The sequence below is a fragment of the Burkholderia sp. BCC1644 genome (assembly GCF_902833225.1).
Classification (GTDB): Bacteria; Pseudomonadota; Gammaproteobacteria; order Burkholderiales; family Burkholderiaceae; genus Burkholderia.
On sequence record NZ_CADFEI010000023.1, the window covers coordinates 46,082 to 62,946 of the forward strand.

Genomic DNA, 16,865 nt, shown 5'->3' on the forward strand with positions numbered 1-16,865 from the left:
CCACGCAAGCGTGCACGACGAACGTCGACGCGCGCGCGCCGCCCCGTGCGAACGCACGCGGCATCGGGCCGGGAATCAAGCAAAAGACTGAAGATTGTGCGGTCATCATTCCTTCCGTAACGCGCAATGCGCGTACCCAAAAGGACGAAACCGGCAGCAAAGGCCGGCCGGGCGGGACTCGGGCGCTGACCATGTGGGATGGCGGCCAGCGCGGCCCGGCGGGATCAGAAACTTCCCTCGCCGGTATTACCCGGATCGGGTGCAAAGGGTTTTTCTCAGCCTCGCTGCGCCGCCTGGAACATCCGCCGGCCGCGCCACGAAGCACCCCTGTTTCGTCGTCGGCCATTAGACCATAAAAGCGGAAAGCGCCGCAAACTGTCCCCCATGGTGCAAATTCGCCGTCGGCCTGCGCCGCTCTGGCACAATGCCCGCAGGCCGGCCGCGGCAAGCGGCCGGTTGCCGCGTCACCGCCGGCCCTTAAGTGCCGTTTAAGACGCGCGGGCGACCATCCGTGCGCCCGCCGTCAGTCGGCGCCGCGCCCCGGCATGCCGTATCGCGGCGCGCGCCCGGCTTCGCCCGGCCCGCGCGCCGGCTACTCATCAGGAAGCACATGACCCAATCGATCGATCCCGTCCGCTCCGCCTCCGACGCGCCGCAGGACGAGCGCCCGGTATCCGCATGGAGCCTCATCAAGCCCTACTGGGTATCGTCCGAATGGAAATTCGCGTGGGGCCTGCTGGTCGCGATCATCGCGATCAACCTCTGCGTGGTCTGGATCAACGTCCGGCTGAACAAGTGGAACGCCGAGTTCTACAACGCGCTGCAGTCGAAGGACGTCCACGACTTCCCGAACCTGCTGATGCAGTTCTCCGCGCTCGCGTTCGCCTTCATCATCCTCGCCGTGTACGGCCGCTACCTGCGGCAGATGCTCGGCTTCCGCTGGCGCCAGTGGCTCACCGACCGCTTCCTCGGCCAGTGGCTCGGCGATCGCGCGTTCTACCGGATCGAACGTGATCGTCTCGCCGACAACCCCGACCAGCGGATCACCGACGACCTCCAGTCGTTCGCGACCACGACGCTCGCGCTGTCGCTCGACCTGCTGTCGACGGTCGTCACGCTCGTGTCGTTCATCACGATCCTGTGGTCGCTCGCCGGCGCGCTGACGTTCACGCTCGGCGCGACGCCGATCTCGATTCCCGGCTACATGGTGTGGGCGGCCGCGCTGTACGCGGTGATCGGCTCGCTGATCATCCAGAAGGTCGGCCATCCGCTCGTGTCGATCAACTACCAGCAGCAGCGCGTCGAGGCCGATTTCCGCTTCGGGCTGATCCGCGTGCGCGAGAACGCCGAGCAGATCGCGTTCTACGACGGCGAGAAAACCGAGACCGGCAACGCGCAGACCCTCTTCATGCGCATCCGCGACAACTGGTGGCGCGTGATGAAGTACACGAAGCGGCTCACGTTCGTGCTGAGCTTCTACGGGCAGATCGCGATCATCTTCCCGCTCGTCGTCGCCGCGCCGCGCTATTTCGCGGGTGCGTTCTCGTTCGGCGTGCTGATGCAGATCTCGTCCGCGTTCGGCACCGTCAGCGATTCGTTCTCGTGGTTCATCAACAGCTACTCGACCCTCGTCGAATGGCGCGCCACCGTCAACCGTCTGCGCGAATTCAAGCGCGTGATGGGCACGTCGCACCTGAAGGAAAGCCTGTCGCCCGCGACCGAGCACGGCGGCATCAATCTGCATTACATCGACGATGCGAAGCTGTCGACGTCGTCGCTGAAGCTCGCGCTGCCGAACGGCAACGCGCTCGCGAACATCGGCAACGTCACGATCGAGCCGGGCTCGCGCTGGCTCGTGATCGGCAAGTCGGGTTCCGGCAAGAGCACGTTCATGCGCGCGCTCGCGGGCCTGTGGCCGTTCGGGGACGGCGCGATCGACGCGCCCGTCGGCGCGCGGATGATGTTCGTGCCGCAGACGAGCTATCTGCCGATCGGCACGCTGAAGGCCGCGCTCACCTATCCGGCGACGCCCGACGCATTCAGCGACGAAGCGTGCCGCGACGCGCTGCGCGCGTGCCGCCTCGAGGATTACGTCGACCGCCTCGACGAGACCGCGCACTGGACGCGCGTGCTGTCGCCGGGTGAACAGCAGCGTCTTGCCGGCGCACGCGTGCTGCTGCACAAGCCCGACTTCCTGTTCCTCGACGAAGCCACCAGCGCGCTCGACGCCGACAACGAGGCACGCCTCTATCACCTGTTCGCCGAACGGCTGCCGAAGGCCGCGATCGTCAGCATCGCGCACCGCGAGTCGCTGGCCGCGTTCCACGTCGGCACGATCAACGTCGAACGCGTGAACGCCGGCGACAAGGTCGCCGCGTGAGCGCACGCGCCGCGCACCTCGAACGCATCGCGCTGATCACCGGCGCAGGCTCGGGGATCGGCGCAGCGCTCGCACGGCGGCTCGCGGCGCCCGGCATCGCGCTGGCGCTGCATGCGCGCGGCGCGGACGATTCAGCGCGGGCACGCCTTGCCGAAGTCGCCCATGCATGCACGACGGCCGGCGCCGAGTGCATCACGCTGACCGGCGATCTTGGCGAACCGGGCGTCGCCGCCGCGCTGGTCGAGCGCACCGCTACACGCTTCGGCGGGCTCGATCAGCTCGTCGCGAATGCCGGCTTCGCCGCGCGGCAATCCTTTTCCGATCTTTCCACGGACGCGCTCGCCGCCGCCTTCGCGGCGATGCCCGGCGCGTTCTCCGCGCTCGCACGCCACGCGCGGCCGCTGCTCGAAGCGTCGGCCACACCGCGAATCGTCGCGGTCAGTTCGTTCGTCGCACACCGCTACCGTGCCGATGCGCCGTTCGCGGCGACCGCCGCCGCGAAGGCCGCGCTCGAATCGCTCGTGCGCACCGCCGCCGCCGAATTCGCCGCGCACGGCATCACCGTGAACGCGGTCGCGCCGGGCTTCACGCGCAAGGACCACGGCCCGAGCGCCGGCAACGCCGCCGCGTGGGCGCAGGCCGAACAGGCGACGCCGCTCGGCCGGATCGCCGAGCCCGACGACGTCGCCGCGCTGATCGCGTTCCTGCTGTCCGATGCGGCGCGGCAGATCACCGGCCAGGTCATTCACGTCGACGGCGGCCTGACGCTCTGAAGCGAGCGGCCGGACGTCGTGCGGGCGCGCGGAGCGTCGCTGCCGCCGACGTTTGCGTGGCACGAGAGCGCGATCGGCACTCACACGTTCCCGGAACACCCGCCGCCCCACGCCGCGCTCCCCCCCTCGCCGCCCGCCGCGCCATCACGCTCTCGTTCCCGTCTTTTTGGCGCCCCGCTCCCCGCCCGTAAAATAACCGCCACGCGGCAGTGCGAGACGAGACAAGACGAGAGGGGGCGGCAAGCATGCAGGCATTCCAATGGTTCAACGAACTGTCGACGCGCGAGCGCAGGACGCTGTACGCCGGCTTCGGCGGCTACGCGGTCGATGCGTTCGACTTCATGATCTATTCGTTCCTGATCCCGACGCTGATCGCCACGTGGGGCATGTCGAAGAGCGAGGCCGGGATGATCGCGACGAGTTCGCTGATCTCGTCGGCGATCGGCGGCTGGGTCGCTGGCATCCTCGCCGACCGCTACGGCCGCGTGCGCGTGCTGCAGTGGACGATCGCGACGTTCGCGCTGTTCACGTGCCTGTCCGGTTTCACGCATTCGTTCTGGCAGTTGCTCGCCACGCGCACGCTGCAGGGCTTCGGTTTCGGCGGCGAATGGTCGGTCGTGACGATCATGATGGCCGAGACGATCCGCTCGCCCGAGCATCGCGCGAAGGCCGTCGGCACCGTGCAGAGCAGCTGGTCGTTCGGCTGGGGTGCGGCCGCGATCCTCTACTGGGCATTCTTCGCGCTGCTGCCCGAGCAGGTCGCGTGGCGCGCGTGCTTCTGGATCGGCATCGCACCCGCGCTGTGGATCCTGTACATCCGCCGCAACGTCAGCGATCCCGACATCTACACGGCCACGCGCCGCGCACGCGACGAAGGCCGCGTGTCGGGCCATTTCCTCGAGATCTTCTCGCCGCCGCACCTGCGCGCGACGCTGTTCGGCAGCGCGCTGTGCACCGGCATGCTCGGCGGCTACTACGCGATCACGACGTGGCTGCCCACCTACCTGAAAACCGTCCGCCACCTGTCGGTGTTCAACACGAGCGGCTATCTCGTCGTGCTGATCGTCGGCTCGTTCGTCGGCTACGTGGTCGGCGCGATCCTGTCCGACCGGCTCGGCCGCCGCGCGTCGTTCATCCTGTTCGCGATCGGCTCGTTCTCGCTCGGCATGGCGTACACGATGCTGCCGATCACCGACACCGCGATGCTGCTGCTCGGCTTCCCGCTCGGCATCGTCGTGCAGGGGATCTTCGCGGGCGTCGGCGCCTACCTGTCGGAACTGTATCCGGGCGCGATCCGCGGCTCGGGCCAGGGCTTCTGCTACAACCTCGGCCGCGGGCTCGGCTCGTTCTTCCCGATCCTCGTCGGCTCGCTGTCGCAGTCGATGTCGCTCGTGAAGGCGATCGGCCTCGTCGCGGGCGGCGGCTACCTGCTCGTGATCGTCGCCGCGCTCGTGCTGCCCGAAACGCGCGGCAAGTCGCTCGTCGACGACCCGGCCGTCGCGTCGTGAGCCACCGCTTCGTTCCGGAAACCGCATGCACGTGATCGTCCTCGGCGCCGGCGTAATCGGCGTCACCACCGCCTGGCACCTGCGCGAAGCAGGCTGCGAGGTCACCGTGATCGAACGCGAGGCCGACGTCGCGCGGGCGACGAGCCTCGGCAACGCGGGCGTGATCGCGCCCGGCTACGTGACGCCGTGGGCCGCGCCGGGGATGCCCGGCAAGATCCTCAAGTACCTGTTCAAGCCCGCGTCGCCGCTGATCTTCCGGCCGACGCTCGATGCCGCACAGTGGCGCTGGATCGCGTGCTGGCTCCGCGAATGCGAGTTCGAACGGTTCCGCGTGAACAAGCAGCGGATGCAGCGCATCGCGTATTACAGCCGCGCGTGCCTGCATGCGTTTCGCGAGCGCCATCCGTTCGACTACGGCGCGAGCCGCGGCTACCTGCAATTGCTGCGCGGCGCATTCGACGTCGAGATGGTGCAGCCCGCGCTGAAGGTGCTGCGCGATGCCGGCATCGCGTTTCGCGAACTCGACGCGGCGGGCTGCACGGCGATCGAGCCGGGCCTGCGCTGGGCGCGACAGGCACCCGTCGGCGGCATCTACCTGCCCGACGACGAAGCCGGCGACTGCGCACGCTTTACGCGCGAACTGCGGGCGCTGAGCGAAGCGAACGGCGTGACGTTCCGCTTTCGCACGCAAGTGCAGGCACTCGACGTTGCGGCGGGCCAGGTGTGCGGCGTGCGGATCGCCGGTAATGGCGATGGCGATGGCGATGGCGATGGCGATGGCGATGGCGATGGCGATACGCATGATCGGGCACGACCGAATCCGCACGCATCGAACGCCGGCGGCACGCACCGCGACACGCGGCTCGCCGCCGACGCGATCGTCGTCGCGCTCGGCGTCGACAGCGCCGGCCTGCTACGGCCGCACGGCATCGACGTGCCGCTGTATCCGGTGAAGGGCTACTCGGCGACGCTCTCCGTCGTCGACGACGAAAAAGCGCCGCGCGCCGCGCTGATGGACGAATCCCTGAAGACGGCGATCACGCGATTCGGCCCGACGTTGCGCGTCGCGGGTACCGCGGAACTCGGTAACCGGCAGGCAGCGCTGCGCCAGCAAGCGCTCGATACGCTGATGAAAGTGCTCGACGACTGGTTCCCGCACGCAGCCGATCGCGCATCGGCGCGATTCTGGGTCGGCCGTCGGCCGATGACGCCCGATGGGCCGCCGCTACTCGGCGCGAGCGGGATCGACGGGCTCTGGCTCAACGTCGGCCACGGCTCGACGGGTTGGGCGATGTCGATGGGGTCGGGGAAGGTGGTGGCGGATCTCGTCACGGGGCGAGAACCCGAGATCGACCTGTCGGGCCTCACGCTCGCCCGCTACGGCCGGCAGGCCCGGTAGGCTCGGTAGGGCGGGACGATATCGTCGAAGCGATGTGCCGACGCGATCGGCATGGCGCCAGGCCATCACAACGCGGCGCACATGCCACTCACTGCGCCGCCTGACCGTCCGCCCATGCGATCGGCGCGGAGACGATCGGCCGATGCGACACGCCCTCGTGCGATAGCCGGCTTTCGAACAACGTCAGCGCTTCGACGCGCAGCACGACCGGCCGCCCCGGCGCGCCGCCGTGCGCGGGCTGGCCGACCGCGTCGTGCGGCAGTCGCGCGAGCGTCACGTGCGGCCGGAACGGCCGACGGTCGGCCGGCACGCCCAGTTCGCGCAGTAGTGCCGACAACCCCGCATTCAGCGCGACGCACGCGGGATCGGCCGCCAGCTCCGCGACGATCAGCCTTGCGCGAGGCAAGCTCGGCCACCACGCGATCCGCTCGACCGGCAGCAACGGCAGCGCATGCGCTGCCGCGAGCGCAGGCAGGTGCGCAGCCAGCGCGTCGCACCGCTCGCGTTCGATCGCGCCGATAAACGCGAGCGTCATATGCAGTTGCGCGGGCAGCGTGCGCCGCGCGCCACGGGTGACCGGCAACGCGTGCAGCGCGTCGCGCGACGCCGCATCGGGCATCAGCGCGACGAACGCACGGAGCCGGTCGCCGTTCATGACTCGCGCACCGCGCCGCGCGGCGCGCTGGCCGCGTCGGCCGAAGCCACCGGACGCTGCGGCAGCGGCCCGTGTTCGCCCCACACGTCGACCGGCAGCACGCGCGCGAGCTCGGGAATCGTGTTGCGCGTGAACACCGGATCGGCAATGCCGGCCGCGCGCTGGCGGCGATAGTCGGCCCACGCGGCGTGCGCATACTTGCCGAGCGCGAGGATCGCGATCAGGTTGATGATCGCCATCAGCCCCATGCTCGTATCGGCCATCGCCCACACGAGCGGCAGTTGCCCGACGCTGCCGAACATCACCATCGCGAGCACCGCGACGCGGAACAGCGGCAGCACGCCGCGCCGCTTCGTGATGAATTCGACGTTGCCTTCCGCATACGCGTAGTTGCCGATCACCGACGAGAACGCGAGGAAGAAGATCGCGACGGCCATGTAGATGCCGCCCCAGTCGCCGACGTGGCTCGAGATCGCCCGCTGCGTGAGCGCCGCGCCTTCCATCCCGGTGCCGACCTCGTACTGGCCCGACAGCAGGATCACGAATGCGGTCGCGCTGCAGATCACGATCGTGTCGACGAACACGCCAAGCATCTGGATCAGCCCCTGCGTGACGGGGTGCCGCGTGCTCGCGGTCGCGGCCGCATTCGGCGCGCTGCCCATCCCGGCTTCGTTCGAGAACAGCCCGCGCTTCACGCCGATCGCGATCGCCTGGCTAACGGCATAGCCGGTCAGGCCGCCTGCCGCCTGCTCGAGGCCGAACGCGCTCTTCACGATCAGGGCGATCACGTCCGGCACCAGCGCGATGTGCGTCGCGACCGCGTAGACCGCGAGCGCGAGGTAGCCGATCGCCATCAGCGGCACGATCACCTGCGCGACCGTCGCGATGCGGCGGATGCCGCCGAAGATGATCGGGGCGGAAAGCAGCACGAGGCCGAGGCCGACCGTTTCGCGGCTCAAGCCGAACGACGTATGGAACGCGTCGGCGATCGCGTTGGCCTGCACCGCGTTGAACACGAAGCCGAACGCGAGGATCAGCGACAGCGAGAACAGCACGCCGAAGCCGCGCGAGCGCAGGCCCGTCTGGATGTAGTACGCGGGGCCGCCGCGGAAGCTGCCGTCCGGGTGCGACACCTTGAAGATCTGCGCGAGCGTCGCCTCGACGAACGCGGACGACATGCCGACCAGCGCCGTCATCCACATCCAGAAGATCGCGCCCGGCCCGCCGACCGTCAGCGCGACCGCGACGCCGGCGATGTTGCCGGTGCCGACCCGGCTCGCGAGCCCGGTCGCGAACGCCTGAAACGACGAGATGCTGCCCGGCTCACCCTTGCTGCCGACCAGTTTCATGCTGAGGAACAGCGCCTTCAACTGGATCATCCGGAACCGCAACGTGAACCATGCGCCGGCGCCAAGCAGCAGCGCGATCAGCACGTAGTTCCACAGCACGCCATTGACGGCTTCGATCAGCCCTTGCACGAATGCTTCCATCCGGTTTCCTTGTAAATAGGGTCAGTCACATGAGGCAGCGACGCGAGCGCAGCCCGAGGGGCGACATGATATGACAGTTTGCAAGAAAAATTACAAAACGAAAGGAAACGAGATAACGAAAAATCAGCGCCGGATGTCATCAGATTAGGCGACGCTTCGCGAAAATGACGGACGTCCGCGCGGCGGCAATTGGCGTGGCGCGGCGTGCAACGCACATGCGGCTCGACACTCGAAGCGGCATCGGCGCACCTGCGCGCCACCCATGAAAAAAGCCGGGCGCCCTTTCGGACGCCCGGCTTTCGTCGAAACCCGCTTGCGCGATTCAGCTCAGCGCGGCAGTTCCGTATGACCCATCAGGTACGCATCGACCGAGCGCGCGCACTGGCGGCCTTCGCGGATCGCCCACACCACGAGCGACTGGCCGCGACGCATGTCGCCTGCCGCGAACACCTTGTCGACCGACGTGTAGTACGAACGATCGCCTTCGGTCGCCGCACGCGCATTGCCGCGCGCGTCCTTCGCGACGCCGAATGCTTCGAGCACCGGCGCTGCCGGTTGCGTGAAGCCCATCGCGAGCAGCACGAGGTCGGCCTTCATCTCGAATTCGGAGCCCGGCACTTCCTGCATCTTGCCGTCCTTCCATTCGACGCGCACCGCGATCAGCTTCTCGACCTTGCCGTTCTTGCCTTCGAGACGCTTCGTCGCGACTGCCCAGTCGCGCTCGCAGCCTTCCTCGTGCGACGACGACGTGCGCAGCTTGATCGGCCAGTACGGCCACACGAGCGGCTTGTTTTCCTCTTCCGGCGGCTGCGGCAGCAGCTCGAACTGCGTGACCTGCTTCGCGCCGTGACGGTTCGACGTGCCGACGCAGTCCGAACCCGTATCGCCGCCGCCGATCACGATCACGTGCTTGCCCTTCGCGAGCAGCTGGTCGACGAGCTTGTCGCCCGCGTTCACGCGATTCTGCTGCGGCAGGAAGTCCATCGCGTAATGCACGCCCGCGAGCTCACGGCCCGGCACCGGCAGGTCGCGCGGCGTTTCCGATCCGCCGGCGATCACGACCGCGTCGAACTCTTCCTTCAGCGTGTCCGGCGAGATGGTTTCCTTCGCGAGGCTGCCGATCGACTCGGGCAACGGATCCTTGCCGATGAACACGCTGGTGCGGAACGTCACGCCTTCCGCTTCCATCTGGCGCATGCGGCGGTCGATCAGCCACTTCTCGAGCTTGAAGTCGGGAATCCCGTAGCGCAGCAGGCCGCCGACACGGTCGTTCTTCTCGAACACCGTCACGTCGTGGCCCGCGCGCGCGAGCTGCTGCGCGGCGGCGAGGCCCGCGGGGCCCGAACCGACGACCGCGACCTTCTTGCCCGTCTTGTGCTCGGCCGGCAGCGGCTTCACCCAGCCTTCCGCCCAGGCCTTGTCGATGATCGCGTGCTCGATCGACTTGATGCCGACCGGGTCTTCGTTGATCCCGAGCGTGCACGCCGCTTCACACGGCGCCGGGCAGATGCGGCCCGTGAATTCCGGGAAGTTGTTGGTCGAGTGCAGGACTTCGATCGCCTGCTGCCAGTCCTGGCGGTAAACGAGATCGTTGAAGTCCGGAATGATGTTGTTGACCGGGCAGCCGTTGTTGCAGAACGGGATGCCGCAATCCATGCAGCGCGCGCCTTGGACCTTCGCGTCCGCGTCGGTCAGTGCCGCGACGAATTCCTTGTAATGCTTCACGCGCGTGAGCGGTGCTTCGTACGCCTCGTGGCGGCGTTCGAACTCCAGAAAACCGGTTGCCTTGCCCATAAGGTGCTCTTCTGTTCGGTGTATCGGGTGGGGGAGCCGCGCGCGGCAGTCATGCGCGCGCGGCATTCGCTATGTCGTTCGTCGCTCAGGCAGCCAGCACTTCCTTCGCCGCCTTCTTCGCACCGATCTCGCCCAGCGCGCGCTTGTATTCGTGCGGGAACACCTTCACGAACTGGCGGCGCGCCGCGTCCCAGTTTTCCAGCAGCGACTTCGCGCGCGGCGAACCCGTGAACTGGAAATGACGCTCGATCAGCCCCTTGAGCAGCGCTTCGTCCGTCGTGCCTGCGTGCCAGAGTGCGCGGTCGACCGTGCGCTCCTGTTCGGCCTGCTGCAGCACCGGCTCGAGCGCGACCATCGACTTGTTGCACTTCGCCGCGAACGTGCCTTCCGGATCGTAGATGTACGCGAGGCCGCCCGACATGCCGGCCGCGAAGTTGCGCCCCGTCTCGCCGAGCACGACGACCGTACCGCCCGTCATGTATTCGCAGCCGTGGTCGCCCGTGCCTTCGACGACCGCCGTCGCGCCCGAGTTGCGCACGCAGAAGCGCTCGCCCGCGACGCCGCGGAAGAACGATTCGCCTTCGATCGCGCCGTACATCACCGTGTTGCCGCAGATGATGTTTTCCTCGGACTTGCCGCGGAAGTCGTTGGTCGGACGGATGATGATCCGGCCGCCCGACAGGCCCTTGCCGACGTAGTCGTTGCCGTCGCCGACGAGGTCGAGCGTCACGCCCTTCGCGAGGAACGCGCCGAAGCTCTGGCCGGCCGTGCCCTTCAGCTGGATGTGCACCGCGTCGTCGGCCAGGCCGTCGTGGCCGTGCTTCTTCGCGATCACGCCCGACAGCATCGCGCCGACCGTACGGTTGACGTTGCGCACCGGCTGGATGAACGACACATGCTCGCCGTTCTCGATCGCGGCCTTCGCCTTCTCGATCAGCACGTGGTCGAGCGCGCGCTCGAGGCCGTGATCCTGCACGTCGACGTGGCGCGGCGCGACGTCCTCGCACTCTTCCGGCTGGTAGAACACGCGCGAGAAGTCGAGGCCCTTCGCCTTCCAGTGCTCGACGCCCTTGCGCGTGTCGAGCAGGTCGGCGCGGCCGATCAGGTCGTCGAACTTCGCGATGCCGAGCTGCGCCATGATCTCGCGCACTTCCTCGGCAACGAAGAAGAAGTAGTTCACGACGTGCTCGGGCTGGCCCTTGAACTTCGCACGCAGCACCGGATCCTGCGTCGCGACGCCGACCGGGCACGTGTTCAGGTGGCACTTGCGCATCATGATGCAGCCCTCGACGACGAGCGGCGCCGTCGCGAAGCCGAATTCGTCCGCGCCGAGCAGCGCGCCGATCACGACGTCGCGGCCCGTCTTCATCTGGCCGTCGGCCTGCACGCGGATGCGGCCGCGCAGGCGGTTCAGCACCAGCGTCTGCTGCGTTTCGGCGAGGCCGAGTTCCCACGGCGTGCCGGCGTGCTTGACCGACGACAGCGGCGACGCGCCCGTGCCGCCGTCATGGCCGGCGATCACGACGTGGTCGGCCTTCGCCTTCGCGACACCGGCCGCAACCGTGCCGACGCCCACTTCCGACACGAGCTTCACGGAGATGCTCGAGCTCGGGTTCACGTTCTTCAGGTCGTGGATCAGCTGCGCCAGATCCTCGATCGAGTAGATGTCGTGGTGCGGCGGCGGCGAGATCAGGCCGACGCCCGGCACCGAGTAACGCAGCTTGCCGATGTATTCGGACACCTTGTGGCCCGGCAGCTGGCCGCCTTCGCCCGGCTTCGCGCCCTGCGCCATCTTGATCTGGATCTGGTCGGCCGATGCCAGGTACTCGGCGGTGACGCCGAAGCGGCCCGACGCGACCTGCTTGATCTTCGAGCGCAGCGAATCGCCGTCCTTCAGCACGATGTCGCTGACGATCTCGTCGCCGATCACCGACTTCAACGTCTCGCCGGCCTTGATCGGAATGCCGCGCAGCTCGTTGCGGTAGCGCTTCTGGTCCTCGCCGCCTTCGCCGGTGTTCGACTTGCCGCCGATCCGGTTCATCGCGACCGCGAGCGTCGCGTGCGCCTCGGTGCTGATCGAGCCGAGCGACATCGCGCCCGTCGCGAAGCGCTTGACGATGTCCTTCGCCGATTCGACGTCGTCGATCGGGATCGCCTTGGTCGGCTCGACCTTGAACTCGAACAGGCCGCGGAACGTCATGTGCCGCTTGGTCTGGTCGTTGATCAGGTGCGCGTATTCCTTGTACGTCTGGTACGAGTTGCTGCGCGTCGCGTGCTGCAGCTTCGCGATCGAATCCGGCGTCCACATGTGGTCTTCGCCGCGCACGCGGTATGCGTACTCGCCGCCCGCGTCGAGCATGTCGCGCAGCACCGGGTTGTCGCCGAACGCATCGCGGTGCAGGCGGATCGCCTCTTCCGCGACTTCGAACAGGCCGATGCCGCCGACCTTCGACGCGGTGCCCTTGAAGTACTTCTCGACGAGGTCGCTCGACAGGCCGAGCGCTTCGAAGATCTGCGCGCCCGTGTACGACATGTACGTCGAGATGCCCATCTTCGACATCACCTTCTGCAGGCCCTTGCCGACCGCCTTCGTGAAGTTGTAGACGGCCTTCTCCGGCGACAGGTCGCCCGGCAGGCCTTCGGCCATCTTCGCGAGCGTTTCCATCGCGAGGTACGGGTGCACGGCTTCCGCGCCGTAGCCCGCGAGCAGCGCGAAGTGGTGCGTCTCGCGCGCGGAACCCGTCTCGACGACGAGGCCCGTGCTCGTGCGCAGCCCTTGCTGGACGAGGTGCGTGTGGATCGCCGACGTGGCGAGCAGCGCGGGAATCGCGACGTGCTCGGCGTCCGTCTTGCGGTCCGACACGATCAGCATGTTGTAGCCCGACTTCACCGCGTCGACGGCTTCCGCGCACAGCGACGCGAGGCGCGCCTCGATGCCTTCCTTGCCCCAGGCGACCGGATAGCAGATGTTCAGTTCGTATGCGCTGAACTTGCCGCCGGTGTACTGGTCGATCGCGCGGATCTTCGCGATGTCCTTGAAGTCGAGCACCGGCTGCGACACTTCGAGACGCATCGGCGGGTTGATGTTGTTCGTGTCGAGCAGGTTCGGCTTCGGGCCGATGAACGACACGAGCGACATGACCATGTTTTCACGGATCGGGTCGATCGGCGGGTTCGTGACCTGCGCGAACAGCTGCTTGAAGTAGTGATAGAGCGTCTTGTTCTTGTTCGACATCACCGCGAGCGGCGAGTCGTTGCCCATCGAACCGACGGCTTCCTCACCCTGCTGCGCCATCGGCGCCATCAGGAACTTCAGGTCTTCCTGCGTATAGCCGAACGCCTGCTGGCGGTCGAGCAGCGCGGCGCCCTGCGTGCGGCCGGCCGCGACTTCCTCGGCCTTCGGCTCGATCTCGTCGAGCTTGATGCGCACGGCGTCGATCCAGCTCTTGTACGGCTTCGCGTTCGCGAGGTTGTCCTTCAGTTCCTTGTCGTCGATGATGCGGCCGTGTTCCATGTCGATCAGGAACATCTTGCCCGGCTGCAGGCGCCACTTCTTGACGATCTTCGATTCGGGGATCGGCAGCGTGCCGGCTTCCGACGCCATGATGACGAGGTCGTCGTCGGTCACGATGTAGCGCGCCGGGCGCAGGCCGTTACGGTCGAGCGTCGCGCCGATCTGGCGGCCGTCGGTGAACGCGATCGCGGCCGGGCCGTCCCACGGCTCCATCATCGCGGCGTGGTATTCGTAGAACGCGCGGCGGTTCTCGTCCATCAGCGTGTGCTGTTCCCACGCTTCCGGGATCATCATCATCACCGCGTGCACGAGCGGGTAGCCGGCCATCACCAGCAGCTCGAGACAGTTGTCGAACGAGGCGGTATCGGACTGGCCCGGGTAGATCAGCGGCCACAGCTTCGGCAGATCGTCGGCGAGCACGTGCGACGCGATCGCGCCGGTACGTGCGTTCAGCCAGTTCACGTTGCCCTTCACGGTGTTGATCTCGCCGTTGTGCGCGATCATCCGGTACGGGTGAGCGAGTTCCCACGCCGGGAACGTGTTGGTCGAGAAGCGCTGGTGCACGAGCGCGAGCGCCGACACGACGCGCGGGTCCTGCAGGTCGCGGTAGTACACGCCGACCTGGCCCGCGAGCAGCAGCCCCTTGTAGACGATCGTGCGCGCCGACATCGACGGCACGAAATATTCCTTGCCGTGCTTGAGCTTCAGCGCCTGGATGCGGTGGCTCGCCGTCTTGCGGATCACGTACAGCTTCCGCTCGAGCGCGTCCGTCACCATGATGTCCTTGCCGCGGCCGATGAAGATCTGGCGGATCAGCGGCTCGCTCGCCTTCACGGTCGGCGAAATCGGCATCGCATGATCGACCGGCACATCGCGCCAGCCGAGCACGACCTGCCCCTCGGCCTTCACCGTACGCTCGAGCTCCTGCTCGCACGCGAGTCGCGACGCGTTCTCCTTCGGCAGGAAGATCATGCCGACCCCATATTCGCCGGCCGGCGGCAGGTTCACGCCCTGCTTCGCCATTTCCTCGCGATAGAACGCGTCCGGAATCTGGATCAGGATGCCCGCGCCGTCGCCCATCAGCGGATCGGCGCCGACCGCGCCGCGGTGATCGAGGTTCTCGAGGATCTTCAGACCCTGCTGAATGATCTCGTGGCTCTTCTTGCCCTTGATGTGAGCGACGAAGCCGACGCCACAGGCGTCGTGTTCGTTTTGCGGGTCGTACAGACCTTGTGCGGCGGGCACCGCGGCGAGCGGCTGCTGGTGGTCGTTCATGGGGACACCGTCGTAAAGGGGGCCTGGAGGCCGTTGAACCGTTTTCTTGTTGCCGTCGATCCCGCTCCCGACGGGAGACGGCGCGGCCGACAGTGGCCGGGCGTGCTTCGCCCGGGCCACCGGAATTCGGAATATACGCGACGAATCAAGGGAATAGCAACAAAAACCATATGATCGAACCCCAATTAAACAGATGCATCGATCTGGTGCTGTTTTATTAGGGCCGTATCGTTTTGGTGCAAAAAGAAGCGGCGCCCGCAGCGCCGCTCCTGACCCGCCTTTCCGGCATTACTGCTGGATCGGCGGGGTGTTCTCACGCACCTTTCTGGGGCGTCCGCGCGGCAGCGGCGACACGCGCCGGTTCGCGGTACGCGCCGCCCACTCGCGGTAATGTTCGCCGCCGAGCACCCAGCCCTTCAACGTCGCCTGCTGCAACTGGTCGGCCTGCCGCTCGTCGAGCGGCTGCTCGCACAGCTCCTTGTACGCGCGCTGGCGGTCGAACGGCGTATTGCCGAGCGCCCAGTAGAGCGGATGGTCGGTGATCAGGCTGTCGACGGTGAGCCCGACGTGATGCCGGTAGCTCGACCAGCGATAGGCCTCGGGCGTCGCGACGAGCTGCGAACGCACGGGGCTCATCTCGACCACGCGGCTCGCGAGCAGGAAATAGCGCTCGCCTTCGATCACGGTCGCGCGGTAGCGGCCTTCCCACAGGGTGCCGCGCCGCGAGTAGCGCCGGTTGAAATGCGCGACGTAGCGGCGGCCGACAGCCTGCATCGCTTTCGGCAGGCTCGCTTCGTCGCTCGGCGTCACGAGCAGTTGCACCTGGCGCGGCAGCAGCACGTAGGCATGCACCGACAGGTGATGATCGCGTGCGGCGGCCTTCAGGCAATCGATGAAGAGTTCGTAGTCCTGGTCGTCGACGAACGCGGGTTGCTGATCCAGGCCGCGCAGTATCACGTGCTGCGGCTGGTCGGGAACGTAGAGTCGTGCTAACCGTGCCATGCTGAATGTCCGTTTGAACGCGTTAGGAAATACCCGGAGGTCCGAAAATGCGCACCTGCGTAGAATGCCTGTCCTCGCGGGGCGCGTAAGCGTACGGTCGTGCGAATCCTAGGGAGAAAACTCTAACTTACGAGCTTGTTTGGTTTTAAACGCAGTCGTCATAATGAGCACGCCTTTGATCGGAGGAGACACAATGAAACGAAAACTGGCCATTACGGGGGCCGCAGCGCTCGCATTCACGTTTGCGGGCGGTACGGCACATGCACAATCCGCAGGTGATTTCTACGTCAGCACCGGCTGGCTGCACCTTGCACCGCAGGACAGCAGCGACCCGCTGTTCGTCTACGGCGTAGGCGGCACGCCCATCAACCAGTCGGTTCCCAACACCGGTGCCGGCATCAGTGACGCCGACACGCTCGCGCTGGCGACCGGTTACTTCGTGACCGACCACATCGCCACCGAGTTCATCGCCGGCATCCCGCCGAAGTTCGACATCACCGGCAAGGGCCAGTTCTCGAATTTCGGTACGCTCGGCCGCGCGTACCAGTGGAGCCCCGCGCTCCTCCTCAAGTACTACTTCAACGACGCCAACGCGAAGTTCCGTCCGTATGTCGGCGTCGGCGCAACGTATATCTGGTTTACCGGCGCGAAGATCACGAACAGCGCGTTCGAGAACGGCGTGCTCGGCGGCCCGACCAGTGCGCAGACCAGCAACCAGTGGGCGCCCGTGTTCAACGCCGGCTTCACGTACAACTTCACGAAGCACTGGTTCGCCGGCTTCTCGATGTCGTACATCCCGGTCAGCGTGACCGCGACCTTCACCACGGCCCGCCGGACGCAGGTCGGGACGCTGACGGAAACGTCGAAGGCCCATATCTCGCTGAACCCGATCGTGACGTACCTCAACGTCGGCTACCGCTTCTAAGCGTAGTCGAATATTTGGGGAATGGTTAATCCTGCTGCAATTTGTAGCGGATTTTTCCAGACGTAACGTCTCCACGATGCAAAACGCCCCGGCGGAAAACCCGTCGGGGCGTTGTTTTTTCGCATCAGGGACATTCCCGAACGGGCCCCT

General features: G+C 66.8%; 9 protein-coding genes, 1 pseudogene and 1 riboswitch. Of the genes and pseudogenes, 5 read left to right on the forward strand and 5 right to left on the reverse strand.

Annotated features, from left to right (window positions below; translation table 11 throughout):
* Positions 1–215: 215 nt before the first annotated feature.
* A riboswitch (TPP riboswitch) is annotated at positions 216–339 on the reverse strand.
* A gap of 271 nt (positions 340–610) precedes the next feature.
* From HWX87_RS32880 to HWX87_RS32895, 4 genes and pseudogenes are all read left to right on the forward strand, one after another.
* Entirely contained in the window at positions 611–2,380 is a 1,770-nt protein-coding gene (locus tag HWX87_RS32880) for an ABC transporter ATP-binding protein/permease (protein ID WP_176051093.1), read from the forward strand.
* The gene (locus HWX87_RS32885) at positions 2,377–3,153 is read left to right on the forward strand and encodes an SDR family oxidoreductase (protein WP_176051094.1); all 777 of its coding nucleotides are present in this window, start codon (positions 2,377–2,379) and stop codon (positions 3,151–3,153) included. The genes HWX87_RS32880 and HWX87_RS32885 overlap by 4 nt, the downstream gene beginning before the upstream one ends.
* A gap of 245 nt (positions 3,154–3,398) precedes the next feature.
* Positions 3,399–4,661 (forward strand): MFS transporter, encoded by a 1,263-nt coding sequence (locus tag HWX87_RS32890; protein WP_176051095.1) that lies wholly within the window; start codon positions 3,399–3,401, stop codon positions 4,659–4,661.
* 16 nt (positions 4,662–4,677) lie between these two features.
* Positions 4,678–6,060: pseudogene (locus HWX87_RS32895) on the forward strand (D-amino acid dehydrogenase); the annotation flags it as partial.
* 88 nt (positions 6,061–6,148) lie between these two features.
* On the opposite strand, the gene thpR reads toward HWX87_RS32895, so the two are convergent.
* From thpR to HWX87_RS32920, 5 genes are all read right to left on the reverse strand, one after another.
* Positions 6,149–6,715 carry an RNA 2',3'-cyclic phosphodiesterase gene (gene thpR / locus HWX87_RS32900; RefSeq protein ID WP_176051097.1) on the reverse strand — a complete coding sequence of 189 codons (567 nt, stop codon included), beginning with the start codon at positions 6,713–6,715 and terminating at the stop codon, positions 6,149–6,151.
* Positions 6,712–8,205 carry an alanine/glycine:cation symporter family protein gene (locus tag HWX87_RS32905; RefSeq protein WP_176051098.1) on the reverse strand — a complete coding sequence of 498 codons (1,494 nt, stop codon included), beginning with the start codon at positions 8,203–8,205 and terminating at the stop codon, positions 6,712–6,714. The genes thpR and HWX87_RS32905 overlap by 4 nt, the downstream gene beginning before the upstream one ends.
* 327 nt (positions 8,206–8,532) lie before the next feature.
* Positions 8,533–9,999 carry a glutamate synthase subunit beta gene (locus HWX87_RS32910; RefSeq protein WP_176051099.1) on the reverse strand — a complete coding sequence of 489 codons (1,467 nt, stop codon included), beginning with the start codon at positions 9,997–9,999 and terminating at the stop codon, positions 8,533–8,535.
* An 85-nt stretch (positions 10,000–10,084) separates the two neighbouring features.
* Positions 10,085–14,788 carry a glutamate synthase-related protein gene (locus tag HWX87_RS32915; RefSeq protein WP_176051100.1) on the reverse strand — a complete coding sequence of 1,568 codons (4,704 nt, stop codon included), beginning with the start codon at positions 14,786–14,788 and terminating at the stop codon, positions 10,085–10,087.
* Positions 14,789–15,076: 288 nt separating this feature from the next.
* Positions 15,077–15,790: a transposase gene (locus HWX87_RS32920; RefSeq protein WP_034189835.1), complete on the reverse strand. Its 714-nt coding sequence runs from the start codon at positions 15,788–15,790 to the stop codon at positions 15,077–15,079.
* A gap of 193 nt (positions 15,791–15,983) precedes the next feature.
* Between HWX87_RS32920 and HWX87_RS32925 the strand changes: the two genes are divergently transcribed.
* Entirely contained in the window at positions 15,984–16,715 is a 732-nt protein-coding gene (locus HWX87_RS32925) for an OmpW family outer membrane protein (protein ID WP_176051101.1), read from the forward strand.
* Positions 16,716–16,865: the final 150 nt, after the last annotated feature.

Bases quoted from the DNA above. Each gene is read 5' to 3' on its own strand.
- HWX87_RS32890 (WP_176051095.1), top strand. From the start codon at position 3,399: ATGCAGGCATTCCAATGGTTCAACGAACTGTCGACGCGCGAGCGCAGG.
- thpR (WP_176051097.1), bottom strand. From the start codon at position 6,715: ATGAACGGCGACCGGCTCCGTGCGTTCGTCGCGCTGATGCCCGATGCG.
- HWX87_RS32910 (WP_176051099.1), bottom strand. From the start codon at position 9,999: ATGGGCAAGGCAACCGGTTTTCTGGAGTTCGAACGCCGCCACGAGGCG.
- HWX87_RS32880 (WP_176051093.1), top strand. From the start codon at position 611: ATGACCCAATCGATCGATCCCGTCCGCTCCGCCTCCGACGCGCCGCAG.
- HWX87_RS32925 (WP_176051101.1), top strand. From the start codon at position 15,984: ATGAAACGAAAACTGGCCATTACGGGGGCCGCAGCGCTCGCATTCACG.
- HWX87_RS32905 (WP_176051098.1), bottom strand. From the start codon at position 8,205: ATGGAAGCATTCGTGCAAGGGCTGATCGAAGCCGTCAATGGCGTGCTG.
- HWX87_RS32915 (WP_176051100.1), bottom strand. From the start codon at position 14,788: ATGAACGACCACCAGCAGCCGCTCGCCGCGGTGCCCGCCGCACAAGGT.
- HWX87_RS32920 (WP_034189835.1), bottom strand. From the start codon at position 15,790: ATGGCACGGTTAGCACGACTCTACGTTCCCGACCAGCCGCAGCACGTG.